Source organism: Cellulophaga baltica, from assembly GCF_018861125.1.
Lineage (GTDB): Bacteria > Bacteroidota > Bacteroidia > Flavobacteriales > Flavobacteriaceae > Cellulophaga > Cellulophaga baltica_A.
Genome location: NZ_JAHKQN010000029.1, coordinates 95,362 through 112,390, shown reverse-complemented (window position 1 = coordinate 112,390; position 17,029 = coordinate 95,362). Strand labels below are relative to the sequence as shown.

General features: G+C 30.7%; 15 protein-coding genes. 8 read left to right on the top strand and 7 right to left on the bottom strand.

Annotated elements, in window-relative coordinates; genetic code table 11:
• Window positions 1-29: 29 nt before the first annotated feature.
• From KO500_RS14610 to KO500_RS14600, 3 genes are all read left to right on the top strand, one after another.
• Window positions 30-1,823, top strand: coding sequence for a chloride channel protein (locus KO500_RS14610; protein WP_215957303.1), 1,794 nt, complete (start codon window positions 30-32; stop codon window positions 1,821-1,823).
• Between the two features lie 18 nt (window positions 1,824-1,841).
• On the top strand, window positions 1,842-2,105 hold the full coding sequence (locus KO500_RS14605) for a hypothetical protein (protein WP_215957302.1): 264 nt from the start codon (window positions 1,842-1,844) through the stop codon (window positions 2,103-2,105).
• A 77-nt stretch (window positions 2,106-2,182) separates the two neighbouring features.
• The gene (locus KO500_RS14600) at window positions 2,183-2,377 is read left to right on the top strand and encodes a cold-shock protein (protein WP_215957301.1); all 195 of its coding nucleotides are present in this window, start codon (window positions 2,183-2,185) and stop codon (window positions 2,375-2,377) included.
• A 60-nt stretch (window positions 2,378-2,437) separates the two neighbouring features.
• Here the strand turns inward: KO500_RS14600 and KO500_RS14595 are convergent, their stop codons facing one another.
• Window positions 2,438-2,887: a nucleoside deaminase gene (locus KO500_RS14595; protein ID WP_215957300.1), complete on the bottom strand. Its 450-nt coding sequence runs from the start codon at window positions 2,885-2,887 to the stop codon at window positions 2,438-2,440.
• Window positions 2,888-2,973: 86 nt separating this feature from the next.
• Between KO500_RS14595 and KO500_RS14590 the strand changes: the two genes are divergently transcribed.
• A complete protein-coding gene (locus tag KO500_RS14590; RefSeq protein ID WP_215957299.1) occupies window positions 2,974-4,746 on the top strand; it encodes a 1-deoxy-D-xylulose-5-phosphate synthase in 1,773 nt (590 codons plus the stop codon).
• Window positions 4,736-5,842: a DUF3078 domain-containing protein gene (locus KO500_RS14585; protein WP_215957298.1), complete on the top strand. Its 1,107-nt coding sequence runs from the start codon at window positions 4,736-4,738 to the stop codon at window positions 5,840-5,842. The genes KO500_RS14590 and KO500_RS14585 overlap by 11 nt, the downstream gene beginning before the upstream one ends.
• Window positions 5,843-5,847: 5 nt before the next feature.
• Here KO500_RS14585 and dgt read toward each other — a convergent pair whose 3' ends face one another.
• The gene (gene dgt, locus KO500_RS14580) at window positions 5,848-7,191 is read right to left on the bottom strand and encodes a dGTP triphosphohydrolase (protein WP_215957297.1); all 1,344 of its coding nucleotides are present in this window, start codon (window positions 7,189-7,191) and stop codon (window positions 5,848-5,850) included.
• 147 nt (window positions 7,192-7,338) lie between these two features.
• Between dgt and KO500_RS14575 the strand changes: the two genes are divergently transcribed.
• Complete coding sequence (locus KO500_RS14575; RefSeq protein WP_215957296.1) at window positions 7,339-7,731, top strand: carboxypeptidase-like regulatory domain-containing protein; 393 nt, start codon at window positions 7,339-7,341, stop codon at window positions 7,729-7,731.
• A 166-nt stretch (window positions 7,732-7,897) separates the two neighbouring features.
• Window positions 7,898-10,189 carry an inorganic phosphate transporter gene (locus tag KO500_RS14570; protein WP_215957295.1) on the top strand — a complete coding sequence of 764 codons (2,292 nt, stop codon included), beginning with the start codon at window positions 7,898-7,900 and terminating at the stop codon, window positions 10,187-10,189.
• An 83-nt stretch (window positions 10,190-10,272) separates the two neighbouring features.
• On the opposite strand, the gene KO500_RS14565 is transcribed toward KO500_RS14570, so the two are convergent.
• The 5 genes from KO500_RS14565 to KO500_RS14545 all read right to left on the bottom strand — a co-directional run bounded on the left by KO500_RS14565 (window position 10,273) and on the right by KO500_RS14545 (window position 15,829).
• Window positions 10,273-12,774, bottom strand: coding sequence for a zinc-dependent metalloprotease (locus KO500_RS14565; RefSeq protein ID WP_215957294.1), 2,502 nt, complete (start codon window positions 12,772-12,774; stop codon window positions 10,273-10,275).
• Between the two features lie 131 nt (window positions 12,775-12,905).
• Complete coding sequence (gene nadD / locus KO500_RS14560; RefSeq protein WP_215957293.1) at window positions 12,906-13,490, bottom strand: nicotinate (nicotinamide) nucleotide adenylyltransferase; 585 nt, start codon at window positions 13,488-13,490, stop codon at window positions 12,906-12,908.
• A 1-nt stretch (window position 13,491) separates the two neighbouring features.
• Complete coding sequence (gmk, locus tag KO500_RS14555) at window positions 13,492-14,070, bottom strand: guanylate kinase (RefSeq protein ID WP_215957292.1); 579 nt, start codon at window positions 14,068-14,070, stop codon at window positions 13,492-13,494.
• Entirely contained in the window at window positions 14,070-14,927 is an 858-nt protein-coding gene (locus KO500_RS14550) for a YicC/YloC family endoribonuclease (protein ID WP_215957291.1), read from the bottom strand. The genes gmk and KO500_RS14550 overlap by 1 nt, the downstream gene beginning before the upstream one ends.
• A gap of 95 nt (window positions 14,928-15,022) precedes the next feature.
• Complete coding sequence (locus tag KO500_RS14545) at window positions 15,023-15,829, bottom strand: 3-keto-disaccharide hydrolase (protein ID WP_215957290.1); 807 nt, start codon at window positions 15,827-15,829, stop codon at window positions 15,023-15,025.
• Between the two features lie 676 nt (window positions 15,830-16,505).
• On the opposite strand from KO500_RS14545, the gene KO500_RS14540 reads away from it, so the two are divergent.
• Window positions 16,506-16,961 (top strand): ASCH domain-containing protein, encoded by a 456-nt coding sequence (locus tag KO500_RS14540; RefSeq protein ID WP_215957289.1) that lies wholly within the window; start codon window positions 16,506-16,508, stop codon window positions 16,959-16,961.
• Window positions 16,962-17,029 lie beyond the last annotated feature (68 nt).

Here is a 17,029-nt window from a genome sequence, read left to right as displayed (position 1 = left end):
TCCCGATTAATTTCGGGATTCTTTGTAAAATGGAGGCGACTAAAAAAAATTGGTTTGCTAAATTTCTAGTTTGGCGAATTAAAAACATTCCTGAAAGAAAATTTGTATACTTATTAAGCATATTGGTAGGTTTTACATCAGGTGTTGGTGCGGTTATCTTAAAAAACCTTACACACTTCTTTCAGCATTTATTAGAAGGCAAATTGGTGAAATATTACCAACAGGCATTCTATTTTGTATTTCCAATAATTGGTTTTGTTCTCGTATATCTTATATCTAAATATATAATTAGAAATAAGGTAAGTCACGGTATTCCATCTACACTTTATGCTATATCAAAACGAAAAGGTATTATTCGTAAATTTCAAATGTTTGGCTCTTTAATTACCGCACCACTAACAGTTGGTTTTGGTGGGTCAGTTGGTTTAGAAGGCCCAACAGTTGCAACTGGCGCTGCTATAAGCTCAAACATAGCTCGTTTGTTTCACATGAACCAAACAAACAGAAATCTATTAATTGGTTGTGCTGCTGCAGGTGCATTATCTTCAATATTCAAAGCTCCAATTGCTGCAATAATATTTGCCATTGAAGTTTTTAGTCTTGATTTAACAATTGCATCAATGTTACCTTTATTATTGGCATCAATTTCTGCAATAATAACTTCTTATTTTTTCTTTGGAAATGATATTTTACTCCCTTTTAAAATTGAAGATACTTTTAAAATAGGTGATGTTCCTTTTTTTATGGTATTAGGTGTATTTACTGGTTTAACTTCAATATACTTTACAGAAGTATATGATAGAATTCAAAAATTCTTCGATAAAATAGATTCACCAATAAAACGGGTATTAATAGGTGGCATTGGTATTGGTATATTAGTTTACTTAATACCACCTTTATATGGTGAAGGTTTTGACATTATAAACAACCTTGTACAAGGTAACCCTGAAGTACTATTAAAAAACAATATTTTTAATTTAGATGTTACAAACGTCTGGACTATTATTTTGCTTTTAATAGGGCTAGTACTATTTAAAATTATTGCAAGTGCACTAACATTTGGTGCTGGTGGCGTTGGTGGTATTTTTGCCCCAACCCTATTTATGGGTAGTATTTTGGGCAATTGTGTAGCTAAAGTCATTAATAATATTGGGCTGTTTAGTTTTAAGGTTTCTGAAAGTAATTTTACACTTGTAGGAATGGCCGGTTTAATGGCAGGCGTTCTTCATGCACCTTTAACCGCAATATTTTTAATTGCAGAATTAACGAGCGGTTATGAGCTTTTTATACCTTTAATGATTACAGCAGCAATATCATACTCAATAACAAAATATGCCAATCCGCACTCAGTATATAACATGGAGCTTGGTAGAAAAGGAGAGTTAATCACACATGATAAAGATCATGCAGTTTTAACTTTCATGGATATTGACGCTGTAATTGAAAACAATTTTGCAATTATGAATCCTGATATGTCATTAGGCGACATGGTTCATAAAGCCGTTGTAAAATCAAATAGAAATATATTCCCAGTAATTGATACTAATAAAAAAACATTATTAGGCATTATACTATTAGATGATATCAGATCTATTATGTTTAATCAAAAATTATACGACAAAGTATATGCTAAAGATGTGATGCATACACCACCTGAGATCATTGAATTAGATAAAGATAAGATGACCGATATTATGCAAAAATTTCAAGATAGTGGCGCATGGAATTTACCTGTTTTAAATAAAGGGAAGTATGTAGGTTTTATATCTAAGTCAAAATTATTAACTGCTTATAGACGAAAGTTGATTAATTTTACAAAGTAAACCACATACATCTTATAAATGAAACTAAAATTTCAACACATAACTACTCTTGTACTTCTAGCTTCCATACTATCAATTTGTTATGGTTTTTATATAGAACAAGAAGAATTGAAACTTGCCCATAAATTTATAGGTTTTGGTACTGCAGGTATTTTTTTTGTTGCTATGCCCTTATTCTTATATAAAGCGAGCAAAGGCAAAAATGTAAAAGATTATATGTTAAATGAAGAAAACATAAGAAAAATGAACGCAAAAGAATCCAAAAATACTGGTAATCAATAAACTACACATGTTTTTTAATCCCCTGTTTCAGAAAAAATTATAAATTTGTAGTAATCAATTTCATAATTATCTTTAAAATGACCGGAACAGTAAAATTTTATAATGCATCTAAAGGTTATGGATTCATTACAAACGACAGCACAGGAAATGATATTTTTGTACACGCCACTTCATTGAACGGTACAGAGCTTAATGAGGGAGACAAAGTAGAATATGAAGAAGCTGAAGGCCGAAAAGGTATTGTAGCTTCACAAGTACAAGTTATCGGTTAAATTATTAACCACTATTTATTAGTACAAGCAACACCTTGCATATTATAGCAGTTGCTTTTTTTAATTTAAATTACGTTTTTGAATAAAAAAACGTTTCAGTATTTCTGAAGCTTCTTTTTCTAAAACGCCACCTTCTATTGTTGTTTTTGGATGTAATTTTGTCCCCATAACACCAAAACCACGCTCCAAATCTCTTGCTCCGTATACGATTTTAGAAATCTGACTCCAATACAAAGCTCCTGCACACATTTGACAAGGCTCTAAAGTCACATAAAGGGTACAATCTTTCAAATATTTACCACCTAAAAAATTTGCAGCAGCAGTAATTGCTTGCATTTCGGCATGAGCAGTAACATCATTAAGTTGCTCTGTTAAATTATGTGCTCTAGCGATAATTCTATCTTTTATTACAATCACGGCACCAACAGGAACTTCTCCTTTACTAAAAGCCTCATCAGCTTCTTGTAAAGCTTTTTTCATAAAATAAGTGTCATCAAATGGAGTAATCATTGCTTTATATTTAGAATTATCAAAGCTAGTATAAAGATTAAAGTATTAAAATAAAAAAGTATTTTTGCAACTAAATAAAATAGTCAATGGTTTTACTTAACCAAATAAACACACCTGAGGATTTACGCAAGCTAAAGCAACCTGATTTATTACTACTTGCTAAAGAATTACGTGAGTTTATAATTGATATTGTTGCTACAAAAGAGGGGCATTTAGGTGCTAGCTTAGGTGTAACAGAATTGACTATTGCACTACACTATGTTTTTAACACTCCAATAGATAAGCTCATTTGGGATGTAGGCCACCAAGCGTACGGCCATAAAATACTTACTGGAAGAAAAGAAATTTTTGAAACAAACAGACAGCTTAACGGTATAAGCGGATTTCCTAAAAGGAATGAAAGTAAATATGATGATTTTGGTACTGGTCATAGCTCTACTTCTATTTCAGCAATTTTAGGAATGGCAATTGCTTCAAAAATTAAAGGAGATTTAAATAAACAACACATTGCGGTTATTGGTGATGCATCTATAGCGAGTGGAATGGCATTTGAAGCACTAAACCATGCAGGAGCAACAGATGCGAATATTTTAATAATTTTAAATGACAATGCAATTGGTATTGATCCTAGTGTGGGGGCATTAAAAAAATACCTTACCAATGTTAAAAAAGGAACTGCCAAAGATGAAAATATTTTTGAATGTTTGAATTTTGACTACACAGGCCCTATCAACGGGCATGATCTGCCTGTATTAATTGAAACTCTAGAAAAGCTAAAGGCTAAACCAGGTCCTAAATTATTACATATAATAACTGTAAAAGGCAAAGGCTTACAAAAAGCTGAAGAAAACCAAGTTACCTATCATGCACCTGGTAAATTTGATAAAAAAACTGGTGATTTATTACCAAAAACCTCAGAAGAAATAACCCCAAAATATCAAGATGTTTTTGGACTTACAATTCTTGAATTAGCAAATACAAATAAAAAAATTATAGGTATAACACCTGCTATGCCTACCGGGAGTTCATTGAAATATATGATGGAAGCAATTCCTGAAAGAGCTTTTGATGTTGGCATTGCAGAACAACATGCAGTGACTTTAGCTGCAGGTATGACTACGGAAGGTTTCATTCCTTTTTGCACTATTTATTCTACCTTTTTACAGCGTGCATACGACCAAGTAATACACGATGTTGCGATTCAAAATTTACCCGTGATTTTTTGTTTAGATAGAGCTGGCTTAGTTGGTCATGACGGAGCTACACATCATGGTGTATACGATATTGCGTATTTAAAATGCATACCTAATCTTATTTTATTTGCTCCAATCAATGAATTAGAACTAAGAAACATAATGTACACCGCACAATTAGGTTTACCAAACCCTATTGCCATAAGATATCCGAGAGGGCGAGGGGTTTTAAAAGAATGGCAACTTCCGTTTGAAAAAATTGAAATTGGAAAATCTGAAGAATTAAAAAGTGGAACGAAAATTGCAGTATTGTCAATCGGTCATATGGGGAATATGGTTTCAGAAGTAATCAATACGATTAAAGAACAAGATAAAATTGGTCATTATAATATGCGATTTATTAAACCACTAGACAAAACACAACTTGTGAAAATTTTAAATAATTACCAACATATTATTACTATTGAAGATGGTTGTAAAATAGGTGGGTTTGGTAGTAGTATTTTAGAATTCGCAAATGAAATTAACAATTATGTACCTATTACAATAATGGGTATAGATGATAGATTTTTGGAACATGGAACAACCCAAGAACTTCATAAACTGTCAAAAATTGACCTACAATCTTTTAAATTTCAACTAAATACCATTTTAAATGCTTCTTAATAAATTAAAATTAAGTCTTATTTGCACGTTATTATTTATCACAAACCAAAGCTGGTCTCAAGATAGTATCCCTCTTACAGCTGAAGCAGATTCTATTATTATTGACACCATCGTAATACGATCAGTTCAAAATAGAATAAAAAATATACCACGTGGGGCTAACTTGACTAATCCAGTAATTTCATTTAAAAAAACAAAGCCTCTAAAAAATAAATTTAACAGTTTTAACATCCCCTCATTTTGGGACAACACAAATCAATTTGGTTTTACATTAAGTGAAACTGCTTTTGTTAACTGGAGTGCAGGTGGTGATAATGCAGTATCAGGTGCCGTTACTACTAAGCTAGCTCGAAATTACAAGTTTAGATATATTCAGTGGAATAATGATTTAGAAATGAATTATGGTCTGAATGCTCAAGAGGGCCAAAAGCTCCGAAAAACAACCGATGCGATTAACTTTAGTTCTACTTTCAGTTACCGAAGAGATACTATTTCAAATTGGTACTATTCAGTAAAAACTACATTTAACACCCAATTTACAAATGGTTACACTTATCCTGATAGAACAACCCCTATTTCAAGGTTTATGGCTCCTGGTTATCTAACATTTGGTGCGGGTACCTCTTATATTCCTGAAGGAAAAAATTTAAATTTATATTTGTCACCCGTTACACAAAAATCAACTTTCGTATTAGATCAAACATTAGCAAATAGTGGTTCTTTTGGTGTAGAGGAAGCTACTTACGATGATGATGGAAATATAATAACAGAAGGAGAAAACGTATATATGGAGCTCGGATTTCTACTCACCAATACATGGGAAGGAACCATTATGGAAAATACAACGTTGAGTCACTCAATTAGTTTATATACTGATTATCTAAACAGCTTTGGTAATATTGATGTTGATTGGCAACTCAACTTCAAATTTGTTATTAATAAATATTTAAACACCACATTAGGAACTCAATTAAAATATGATGATGATACTTTATTTGATGAAATAACTAATGATGATGGTGTTATCACCCAAAGAGGAGTGCCAAAAGTTCAATTTAAACAAACTTTAGGAATTGCTTTCAGCTATGATTTTTAAATAGATTACAGTTGTTTGCCCATAATTTTATTATGAATATGCACCGCCGCACTATCTGATAAGCTCGCGACATAACAACACGTATTTAAAAGTATATTGTATAGATTATCTTCGGTATTTTTATAAAAATCAGGTAAAGTTTCAATTAACAACTTATCGTAATTTGAAGTTTTATGTTCTTTTTTATTAATAAGTGCTTTGGTATAAACATTCAAAATATCTGATATGATTTTGTAACCTGCTATTTCTTTTTCTAGCACCTCTGAAGAACGGTATATTTTATTTACACTAATTGTAATAATATCATCAATTTGAGCTTTGTATTTACTTTTATCTAATAGTGAAACATGAAACTCTCCTTTTAAAATAGCTTCTTCATTTTCTATAAAAACATTTACAGCATCTTGAATAAGAGTATTTATTGCCAAGGCGCGCAAGTAACTCAACCTATCTTCCATATGTGCCATAGCATTATACTTTTTAGTATTAATACTATCTTTTACGAGCTTTATTAGATACTCTAAAGCAAAATCCTCAGGTATTAAACCCAAATTTATTCCATCTTCAAAATCAATAATAGTGTAGCAAATATCATCTGCTGCTTCAACCAAATATGTTAATGGGTGCCTTGAAAAACTAATAGCACCACCATCTCGGGTTTGAATTAAGCCTAATTCTTCGGCAATAGTTGCAAATGCATTTTTATCAGACTGAAAAAAACCAAATTTTTTGTCAGCTATATTATTTGTAGGATTTTTAGGTAACGATTCTTTAGGATATTTCATAAAAGCACCTAAAGTTCCATAACTCAACCTTAAGCCACCTTCGACCCCAACTCTGTCAGCAGCAAGCAAACGAAAACCATTGGCATTACCTTCAAAATCTATAATATCTTGGTATTCCTTATCAGTAAGTAATGATTTATATTTTAAACCTTCACCTGTTTTAAAAAACTCTCCAATAGCTTTTTCTCCACTATGGCCAAAAGGCGGATTACCTATATCGTGAGATAAAGCTGCTGCAGCAACTATAGCACCAAAATCGTTAATTTGAAATCCGTGAACTTCCTTTAAATACGGATGTTTTTCTAAGATTTTTTTACCAACTATTCTACCTAAACTACGCCCAACTACTGAAACTTCTAAACTGTGTGTAAGTCTCGTATGAATAAAATCTGTTTTTGAAAGCGGTATAACTTGAGTTTTATCTTGCAAACTTCTAAAGGCAGATGAAAAAATAATACGATCGTAGTCTACCTCAAAACCTAGTCTAGTTTCATCTTGTTCTTTTCGTAATCGTTTATGTTTATCGCCCTGTCTTTTTAAAGATAGTAACTGCTCCCAATGCATAGTATAAAATTTAATGCAAGATACTTTTTTAGAAAATAAAATGTATTAAAAAAGACAAACAAAACTATCATCTATTCTTAACCTACAAGTAACATTAATTTTACGTTTAAGACTTTATTTTGCACTGCAAAATAAAAGTGCAAAGTGATGAAAAAAGTATTCTTAATTATTATGCTATGTATTGTTGGAAATGTATTCTCTCAAAACAAAGGAACCATTGTTGGTAAGGTTTCGGACATAGCGTTGAATGACGAACCAATATTATTTGCTCAAGTTCAATTAAAGAATAGCAATCACACTGCGCAAACCAATTTTCATGGAAATTTTGAATTAGCTGATGTTATTCCTGGTGAATACACACTCGTATTTAGTTTTTTAGGTTATGAAACTAAGGAAATAGCTGTTCTAGTTAAAGACAATGAAACTGTAAGAATAAATGGCCATTTGAAAACAAAAATTGTTGAAATTGATACTGCATTTGAAGATGAATTAGCCATGTCTCAAAAAACAACATTTCAAGAAAAAAATCCTTTAAAATAAATTCCTTAAGCACACAAATAACAATCTCATTAATAAGACATTAAATTTCGTAGCTCTTAATTGTTACCGCATATTTACTTTATTAACTGCAATACTTAATTTCATAACGTTTTATTAACCTTAATTTATTTTATAAATAGGACTTTTGCTCTTATTTTCAATTTAAATGGGCGAGAACATATACCTTTTCATGATTGCTGCCTTAGCAATCTTGGCAATAGCAGATTTAGTAGTAGGAGTTAGTAATGATGCTGTTAACTTTTTAAATTCGGCCATAGGCTCAAAAGCTGTATCATTTAAGACAATAATGATTGTTGCTAGTATTGGAATAACCCTAGGTGCTGTATCTTCAAGTGGCATGATGGATATTGCTAAAACAGGTATTTTCAATCCGAATAATTTTTTCTTTTCAGAAGTCATGATCATTTTTATGGCGGTTATGATTACTGATATTTTGCTACTAGATTTCTTTAACACATTAGGAATGCCAACTTCAACAACTGTTTCAATTGTTTTTGAGCTTTTAGGTGCGGCAGTTGCAATATCAATATTAAAAATATTTGACTTAGATGATAGCCTAATGACATTAGGCGATTATATAAATACTGACAAAGCAATACAAATTATTTTTGGTATTCTTTTATCAGTAGTTGTTGCCTTTTCCACAGGTGCAATTATTCAATATATAACACGATTATTAATCACTTTTAATTTTGACAACAAACCAAAATGGATTAGCTCTTTATTTGGTGGTATTGCTATTACTGGTATTATCTATTTTATTATAGTAAAAGGATTAAAAAGTGCTTCAATTTTAGATGGCCCAATATCTGATTTTATAGCCGCACAAACTGAGCTTTTTATTTTAATAAACTTTATAGTGTGGAGTTTAGCTACTTATACATTAAGTACTTTATTAAAAGTAAATGTTTATAAACTAATTATTCTTTTAGGAACATTCGCATTGGCAATGGCATTTGCTGGTAACGATTTGGTAAACTTTATAGGCGTACCTATTGCCGCTTTACAATCTTTTCAAGATTGGAATTCTACAGATATTTTAGCTTCTGAATATGTAATGAGTGGCTTAGCAAACCCTGTAAAAACTCCTGTATACTTATTACTAATCTCAGGATTGATAATGATTTTAACCATTTGGTTTTCTTCAAAAGCTAAAAATGTGGTAAAAACAAGTGTTGACTTATCAAGACAAGATGAAGGTGAAGAACGTTTTGAGCCAAACTTTTTATCAAGAATAATTGTTCGCTTCTCTTCAAATGTTTCTGAATCACTAACTACTCTTTTACCTATTACTGCACAAAAGAAATTAGATGAAAGATTTAAGAAACCTGCTCCTTCAATTATAAAGGTAAAAGAACAAGATAAACCAGCTTTTGATTTGGTTAGAGCTGCTGTAAATTTAATGGTTGCCAGTATATTAATATCACTTGCAACATCAATGAAATTACCGTTATCTACAACCTATGTGACTTTTATGGTTGCTATGGGAACATCACTTGCTGATAAAGCTTGGGGAGCAGAAAGTGCTGTTTATAGAGTTGCTGGTGTATTAAATGTTATTGGTGGTTGGTTTTTTACTGCCATAGTTGCTTCATTAGCCGCTGCTACAATTGCTGTAATCATTCATTATGGTGGTTTTCCAGCCCTAATTGTGCTACTTATTTTGGCTTTTTTAATGATTACAAGAAACTATTTTAAGCAGAATAAAAAAGCACAAGAATATAAAGCTGAAGATACTCTTAGAAAATCTGAAAGTAGCTCTATACAAGGTGTTATTGAAGAAAGTGCTAATAATATTTCAAATGTAATTAGCAGAAGTAATAAAATATATACGAATAGTATTGACGGTATTGCTAGGCATGATTTAGATGCATTAAAGAAAAATAAAAAAGGAGTAGTAAAGTTATCTAAAGAAATTGATGACTTAAGAGATAATATCTTCTACTTTATTAAAAATTTAGATGATAGTAGTGTAGGAGCTAGTAATTTTTACATTAGTATTTTGGGCTACTTACAAGACTTAGCACAGTCACTTGAATATATTAGTAAAGTCAGTCACAAACACATTCACAACAACCACAAAAAATTAAAATACAACCAAATAAAGGAATTAAAAGAGATTGATTACAAATTACAAAGCGTTTTTCAAAAAACAAAAGAGGCTTTTGAATCAAGATCTTTCGAACAAATTGGTGAAATACTAAAAACAAAACACGAAGCTTTTGATTTAGTTAAACAAAAAATAGCTAAACAAGTCGAGCGAACTAGAACGGAAGAATCAAGCCCAAAAAACACAGCACTTTATTTTTCATTATTACAAGAAACTAAAGATTTATTAACCACTACAATGAATTTAATAGAATTGTATTATAGTGAGCATGATAGTAGTATAGAACCTGCTAAAATTGCATCTAATGAAGATGTAGAGAAAAAATAAAGCTCAAAATAATGAATAAAAAAGCGAATAAATTAAGTTTAATTTATTCGCTTTTTTATTTCTAAAACTTATTACTTAATCTATTATTTACTTGAACTAGTATCAAATAAAGCATCAATACGAGCAATAGCATCTTCATAATGATAACGCGTAATATTATTTACACTAGAGCTTTTAGCATTTTTTAGTTTTGATTTTAGTGTAGCTAATTCACCACGAACTAATGCTCTTACATCTGATGTATTTACATCATAATTAATAGCACCCTCAAAACCTGATCTTCGTGAACGCCTAACCACATTATCTTCTTTTAGCAAATACCCCATTCTATCAATATAGGAACGCTGTAAGTTTCTTCTATATATTGAAATATTTCTACCGTTATTTACTTCACTAAAAATACCCGAGCGTAAATCTTTCAACATTTGTAATGCTGCATAATAGTTTTCCTCAGTTGTTTCGGCATCAATCAATCTACCTAAACGATCAAAACTTAAAATTGAATTAAGATGACGTTCTTGTAATCTTCTAACTTTTTCTGAATACCCAGCATGGTCAATATTTTGCAAAATGTTTTTATCAATTAACCACTCTGGTGTTGCAAATAAGTTTTTTTGCAACCAAACCATTGATTCTTTTTGAGATTGCTTATCTAAAGGCGTATAAATTAAGCCACCTTGTTCTGGTTTTTTTATATTTTCAAAAACACCACCAATGTTTGTTACCACATGCCCTACATAACGACTATAAACACTTAATAACTCACCGTAAAGCTCTTCTAAATCTGCATAATTATTTGTTTTACCCGATGTCCAAGTTGGTAAATTAGATGCAACGTATTTTAAATTTTTTAATCCGTAAGTACTAGCTAAAACAGGATCATCACCAACACCTTCTGTTTGAGATTGCGGATCAAATGAACTTGACTGTCTACCAAATTTATATTTCGGATCATTAGCTTTTTCTTCAATCCATTGATCTAATATTGGTGTTTCTTCCTCTGGTGTTTTAATCTCTGAAATGTAACGGTATCCCCAATTTGTTGCATAATGATCATAAGGACCCATTTGGCGGATAAATCTTACATTTTTATCTCCGGGCTGTGCCACATAGTTATACCTAGTGTAATCCATTAAACTAGCTGCAAGTCCGAATTGTTTAGTAAATTCACTTTTTCGTAAGGATTCAACAGGGTAAGCATAACTCGCTGCCATGTTGTGAGGAAAACCTAAAGCATGACCTACTTCATGGGCAATTACCATACGCATCATCTCTCCAATTTCTTCATCAGGTGTATTTAATGTTCGTGCCGAAGGATTAGCCGCACCTGTTTCTAATAAATACCTATTTCTATAACTTCTTAGATGATTATGATACCAAATAATATCACTTTCAATTATCTCACCACTTCTAGGGTCAGAAACACTTGGCCCAACAGCATTTCTGGTTGTACTGGCAACATAGCGCACTACAGAATAACGAATATCTTCAGGACTAAAATCAGGATCTTCTTCTGGTGTAGGAGCATCTTTTGCTATAATAGCGTTTTTAAAACCAGCAGTTTCAAATGGTTTTTGCCAATCTTCAATACCTTGTTTAATATATTCTTTTAAATTTTCAGGAGTTGCTGGATCTAAATAATAAACAATTGGTTTTATTGGTTCTACTAATTCACCTTTTGCATAGGCTTCAGGATCTTTTGGTTCTAATCTCCAACGTCTGATATATGTTTTTTCATCCGCTTTTAACTCTTTACTACCATAATCATATTGGCTAACTGTAAAAAAGCCTACTCTTGGATCAAATAACCTTGGTTGCATCGGTTTTTCAGGCAAAAGAATCATAGATTGGTTCATCTGAAGACTTATTGCCCCTGTATTTGCTCTTCCCGGTGGTTCAGAAGCGTCGTAAGTGAAATCTTGCTTTACTTCTATATTCTCAGGAAAACTCTTAATACTATTAATATAACTTCTTGAAGCATCTAACTTCTTTACCTTGTACTCTTTTCGCAACCTACTAGACAAACCACTAATAGCAGTAATGTCACTTGAAAAAAACTTAGTTACATCAACAACTACAGCTGTTGAATCTTTATTGAATGCCTTTATATCAAAAGAAAATAAAGTAGGCTCATAGTTATTTACTTGAACTGATTTTGAAATAGCTTTTGTACTGGCAGCAACATTGGAAAATGACTTAACTTTTAATAAAATTTTATTCTGAAATCGCTTCCAATTAACAACTTGCTCATTTGTTTTTGAACCAGCATTCAAGTATCCACCACCTAAACCACTAGGTATTTGAGCAATTCTACTTACCCAAAGCATATCTTTTTCTAAAACATTAAATGGTATCTCGTAGTAGTACGTGTTTTTAACTTGATGTGTTTTAAATAAGCCATCATCAGTAACAGCATCTTTAGTAATTACAGCATTGTAATCTTTAATAGGGCTCTTATCTTTTGATTTTGAAGTAGTTTTTTCTACACCTTTTTCATTAGATTTTTTGCTTTTCTTTTTCTGTGCGTTGACATTGCAAAAGGGTATAATTGCAATACAAAAACACAATAGTAATTTTTTTTTCATAAAATATGAGTTAGTTTATAACTTTCTAAATTAGAAAAAAGCAAACTAATACAAATCCGTTTAAAATAAGATTAACATATTTAATGTGAAAAGTATAGATTTTTATTAAATAAAATTAATAAGAAGAATATCTATCTGTAAAAATTCATTTTATCTATATACTCCCAAGTTTCAAGAGGTAATAATGGCTTAATATTTTTACCTTCTTTATGAGCTTTACGAATAAAAGTCGAAGAAATTTCCATTATAGGCGCATCTACACGATGTACTTTAGGGTGACTTTTAAACTGGTGGTCTATTTCCCCTTCTGAGACTCTTGGATATATATAAATGTTATAATCCTCAAGCATTATTTCATAATTTTTCCACTTATGAAAACTCTTTAAATTATCTTCTCCCATTATTAAAGAAAATTCATGTCCCTTAGGATACTTTTCAGAAAGATGTACTAAAGTATTTATGGTATAATTAGGTTGTGGCAAATTAAACTCAATAGTACTTGGTTTTAATTTATCATATGCCTCTGTGGCATCATATACCATTTGATACCTATCGTTGTTGTTCAAAAGTGATTTTTTGGTTTTAAATGGACTCTGTGGGGTTACCACAAACCAAACTTCATCTAATTCGGAAAATTCAACCATATGGTTTGCAATTATCAAATGCCCCATGTGGATAGGATTGAATGTTCCGAAATATAACCCTACTTTTTTCACTCTATTTATCAGACTTAATAAATTCTGCAACCAACTCTTTAGCTTCAACTAAAGCGGTATCTAAATCGTAATTTTTAATAATTTTATCAAACTGTGGAGCGGTTGCTAATTCTACTGATGCCTTTGCAACTCGCATGTTTATCTTATCGTCACTCTCGGTACTTCTTTTCTTTAGGCGAATTTTTAATTCATCAACACTTGGTGGTTTAACAAATACAGCCAATGTTTGATCAGGAAACTTCTTTTTTATTCTGAGTCCGCCTACAACATCAATATCGAAAATTACATTTTTGCCTTCTGCCCATAAACGTTCTACTTCACTCTTTAAAGTACCATAAAAATTATCGCGGTACACTTCTTCCCACTCTAAAAAATCATCATGTTTAATATGATTTTTAAATTCAGAAAGTGACATAAAATAATAATGTTCACCATTTTTCTCTTTACCTCTTCGAGGCCTAGAAGTTGCTGATATAGAGAATGCTAAGTTTAAATCATCATGCTCCAATAAGTGCCTTACTATTGTTGTTTTCCCACTACCAGAAGGTGCTGAAAATATAATTAGTTTACCTCCTTTCATTACAAAACATTAAGCATTTGTTCTTTAATTTTCTCTAACTCATCTTTCATTTGAACCACTACTTGTTGTAAAGGTGCAAAATTTGCTTTTGAGCCAATTGTATTTATTTCTCTACCTATTTCTTGGCAAATAAAACCTAGTTTTCTACCATTAGAATCCTCTGATTTTAAAGTGGTCATAAAATAATCTAAGTGGTTCGCCAATCTTACTTTTTCTTCAGTAATATCGTATTTTTCAAGGTAATAAATTAACTCTTGCTCAAAACGATTTGCATCTAAATCTGTTTTTAAATCAGATACTGCTCTTTCTAATCGCTCACGAATTGTTGCTAATCTATCTTTATCAAGAGCAGCTACTTCAGCCAACAACATTTTAATAGTACTTATTCTACCTACAAAATCATTATCTAAAACTTGACCTTCTTCAGCTCTAAATTTATTAATATCTTTTAAAGCTACCTCTAAAGCTTCTTCAATAGCTACAAACTCATGTTCATCAATATCTTCTCGTTCAGTTTTCATAGCATCTGGCATACGCATTGCCATTTCTAATAACTGAACATCTTCAACATTAGCTATCTCATTTAATTGCGCCATGTATTGTTTTACAACAACCTCATTAATAACTGATGTAGTTGCATTACCTGTATTTTCAACATACAAGCCAAAATCTACTTTACCTCTTACTAATGCACTCGCTATTGTTTTACGTAGTTGCAACTCTTTTTCTTTGTAAGCTGATGGCATTCTTGCATTTAAATCTAAACTCTTACTGTTTAAAGATTTAATCTCAATGGTAATTTTTTTACTTGGGAGTTGGATTACGTGTTTTCCAAACCCCGTCATTGAATGAATCATATGTAGATTTTATTTTTTGCAAAGATACTCAAATTTCATCTTTTACTTTAGAGAATTATTGAAGGAAAAATGTAACTAAATTTTAAAATTTTACGCTAGTTTAATTCCCGAACCCAAATATTTCTAAAACTAATCTTACGACTATCCTTATGATTTTGAAGAATTATTGGAGCTTTACCGTGGGCTTCGTTTTTTGGCCAACCTATAAATCGAGTTGTTCCTTTAATTTCTGCATTATCTTGAACTAAAACCCCATTATGCAATAAAGTTATAGTTGCTGATTTTGTTTTATGTCCTCTTTTATCAAATTCTGGAGCATGGTAAACTATGTCAAAAGTATTCCATTTACCCATTGGCATAGTGGCTTTAACCAAAGGTATTTGTTGTTTGTAAACAGATGCAACAAATCCATTAGTAAAATTTGTGTTACTAGTATTATCTAGTATTTGAATTTCATATCTGCCTTGCAAAAAAACACCACTATCAACTTCTTGACCAACATTAGAAGCATTATCAATTGGCGATTTCCATTCTAAATGCAATTGAATATCTCCAAATTCTTTAATTGTTCTAATATTTCCTGTTATACTTTTTATTGTAAAACTACTATCTGCATTAATGGTCCAATCTACTATTTTAGAATTATCATTAACACTCACCCATTCATCTAAATTATCATTATCAAATAAGGTAATAGCATCGCTTGGCACACCGTTACTTTCTTTTACTGAAACTACAGGAGGCACCGGAACGTAAACTTCTGTTTCTTTAGGCATGTTTGGTTCTTTTCCTGAATATTCTTCATAAGTTATAAATTCAGGTGAAGGATTTTCAGCTGATTTATTTTCTTCATTTTTACATGAAAAAATTATCAAAATTAAAATTAGATATATAAACTTCATTTAATATATATTATTAAAGCCCAAAATACTTTTTCATCAGTTGAACTACTTGTAAAATCATCAAACGTTTTAACTATATCTTCTATTATAGAATTTCAGTTAAAATATTCACATCCATTCAAATATCACTATTAAAATTAGTTATAATACGCCAATATGTAACAAAACTAAAAATTCAAATAAACCAGTAAAGCTATAATCAACCTGATTCTCAACAATTTAATTAATGGTTTTAAACAACTATTTAACTGAATAATTCTCCTAAAATATAACATGAAATTTAAGTAGCACTCAACAAACTTTCTTCAATTTAAATTTACAGCTCAAGATTTAAGTTTACAGGCAATAAAGTTATTAAATGAAGCTTTTAAAAGATAAATACTTTAGGGAAATTTAACTATGCCTAAAATTAAAAATATTACTCCAATAACTATACATAAAATCAAGCATAAACTACTATAAATATACAGAAATAGAAATAAAATAATTGCCTTTAACTATTACAACATTGTTGAAATTAACAATGTAGAGGTTGAATGGATAAATTAAGTATGAAATATATAGTGATTAAAAAATACTATGTAAATTAGTATTCTGGATAAGTTTGAAAGTTAATTTATATTTAGTTTAAACTTATCTATCAAAAAAAATTATTAGTACTTATTTTAGAATAAATATGGAAAATACCTCAGCCCAAACTATGTGGGACAATTATCTAGATAAAAATTTAAAAAATGTGCTTGTAGAAACCCCTAGAACAATTCACTTATCAGATAATGAAAGTGAAGCTAACTCATCAGTTGATTTGACATTAAAGGGTTTAAAAAAAGCAACTTCAAATACATTAATTGCTTTACAAAATAAAAATGAAACCTTACCTAAAATTGGGTCTTATTTAGTTATTACAGATTGGAATAAAAATCCGAAGTGCATTATAAAAATTACAGCAGTTAAGCTAAAACCTTTTTTCGCTATTGATTCTGATTTTGCAATTAAAGAAGGTGATAAAACCTTAGATTCCTGGAAAAAAACACATTGGGATTATTTCTCAAGAGAGCTTCATGTGTTCAAGAAAACACCTAATGAAAGTATGATTATTGTTTGTCAAGAATTTGAAAAAGTATACGAATAAAACAATTAGGCATTAAACAGGCCAAAGTTACACACGTTTACTATTTGACAACTAAATAATTTTAAAGT

Excerpts from the sequence above, each read along its gene's own strand:
- KO500_RS14590 (WP_215957299.1), top strand. The coding sequence starts at position 2,974 with ATGGTTTTACTTAACCAAATAAACACACCTGAGGATTTACGCAAGCTA.
- KO500_RS14565 (WP_215957294.1), bottom strand. The coding sequence starts at position 12,774 with ATGAAAAAAAAATTACTATTGTGTTTTTGTATTGCAATTATACCCTTT.
- KO500_RS14545 (WP_215957290.1), bottom strand. The coding sequence starts at position 15,829 with ATGAAGTTTATATATCTAATTTTAATTTTGATAATTTTTTCATGTAAA.
- KO500_RS14610 (WP_215957303.1), top strand. The coding sequence starts at position 30 with ATGGAGGCGACTAAAAAAAATTGGTTTGCTAAATTTCTAGTTTGGCGA.
- KO500_RS14550 (WP_215957291.1), bottom strand. The coding sequence starts at position 14,927 with ATGATTCATTCAATGACGGGGTTTGGAAAACACGTAATCCAACTCCCA.
- KO500_RS14600 (WP_215957301.1), top strand. The coding sequence starts at position 2,183 with ATGACCGGAACAGTAAAATTTTATAATGCATCTAAAGGTTATGGATTC.
- KO500_RS14595 (WP_215957300.1), bottom strand. The coding sequence starts at position 2,887 with ATGATTACTCCATTTGATGACACTTATTTTATGAAAAAAGCTTTACAA.
- KO500_RS14575 (WP_215957296.1), top strand. The coding sequence starts at position 7,339 with ATGAAAAAAGTATTCTTAATTATTATGCTATGTATTGTTGGAAATGTA.
- KO500_RS14570 (WP_215957295.1), top strand. The coding sequence starts at position 7,898 with ATGGGCGAGAACATATACCTTTTCATGATTGCTGCCTTAGCAATCTTG.
- dgt (WP_215957297.1), bottom strand. The coding sequence starts at position 7,191 with ATGCATTGGGAGCAGTTACTATCTTTAAAAAGACAGGGCGATAAACAT.
- KO500_RS14605 (WP_215957302.1), top strand. The coding sequence starts at position 1,842 with ATGAAACTAAAATTTCAACACATAACTACTCTTGTACTTCTAGCTTCC.
- KO500_RS14585 (WP_215957298.1), top strand. The coding sequence starts at position 4,736 with ATGCTTCTTAATAAATTAAAATTAAGTCTTATTTGCACGTTATTATTT.
- gmk (WP_215957292.1), bottom strand. The coding sequence starts at position 14,070 with ATGAAAGGAGGTAAACTAATTATATTTTCAGCACCTTCTGGTAGTGGG.
- KO500_RS14540 (WP_215957289.1), top strand. The coding sequence starts at position 16,506 with ATGGAAAATACCTCAGCCCAAACTATGTGGGACAATTATCTAGATAAA.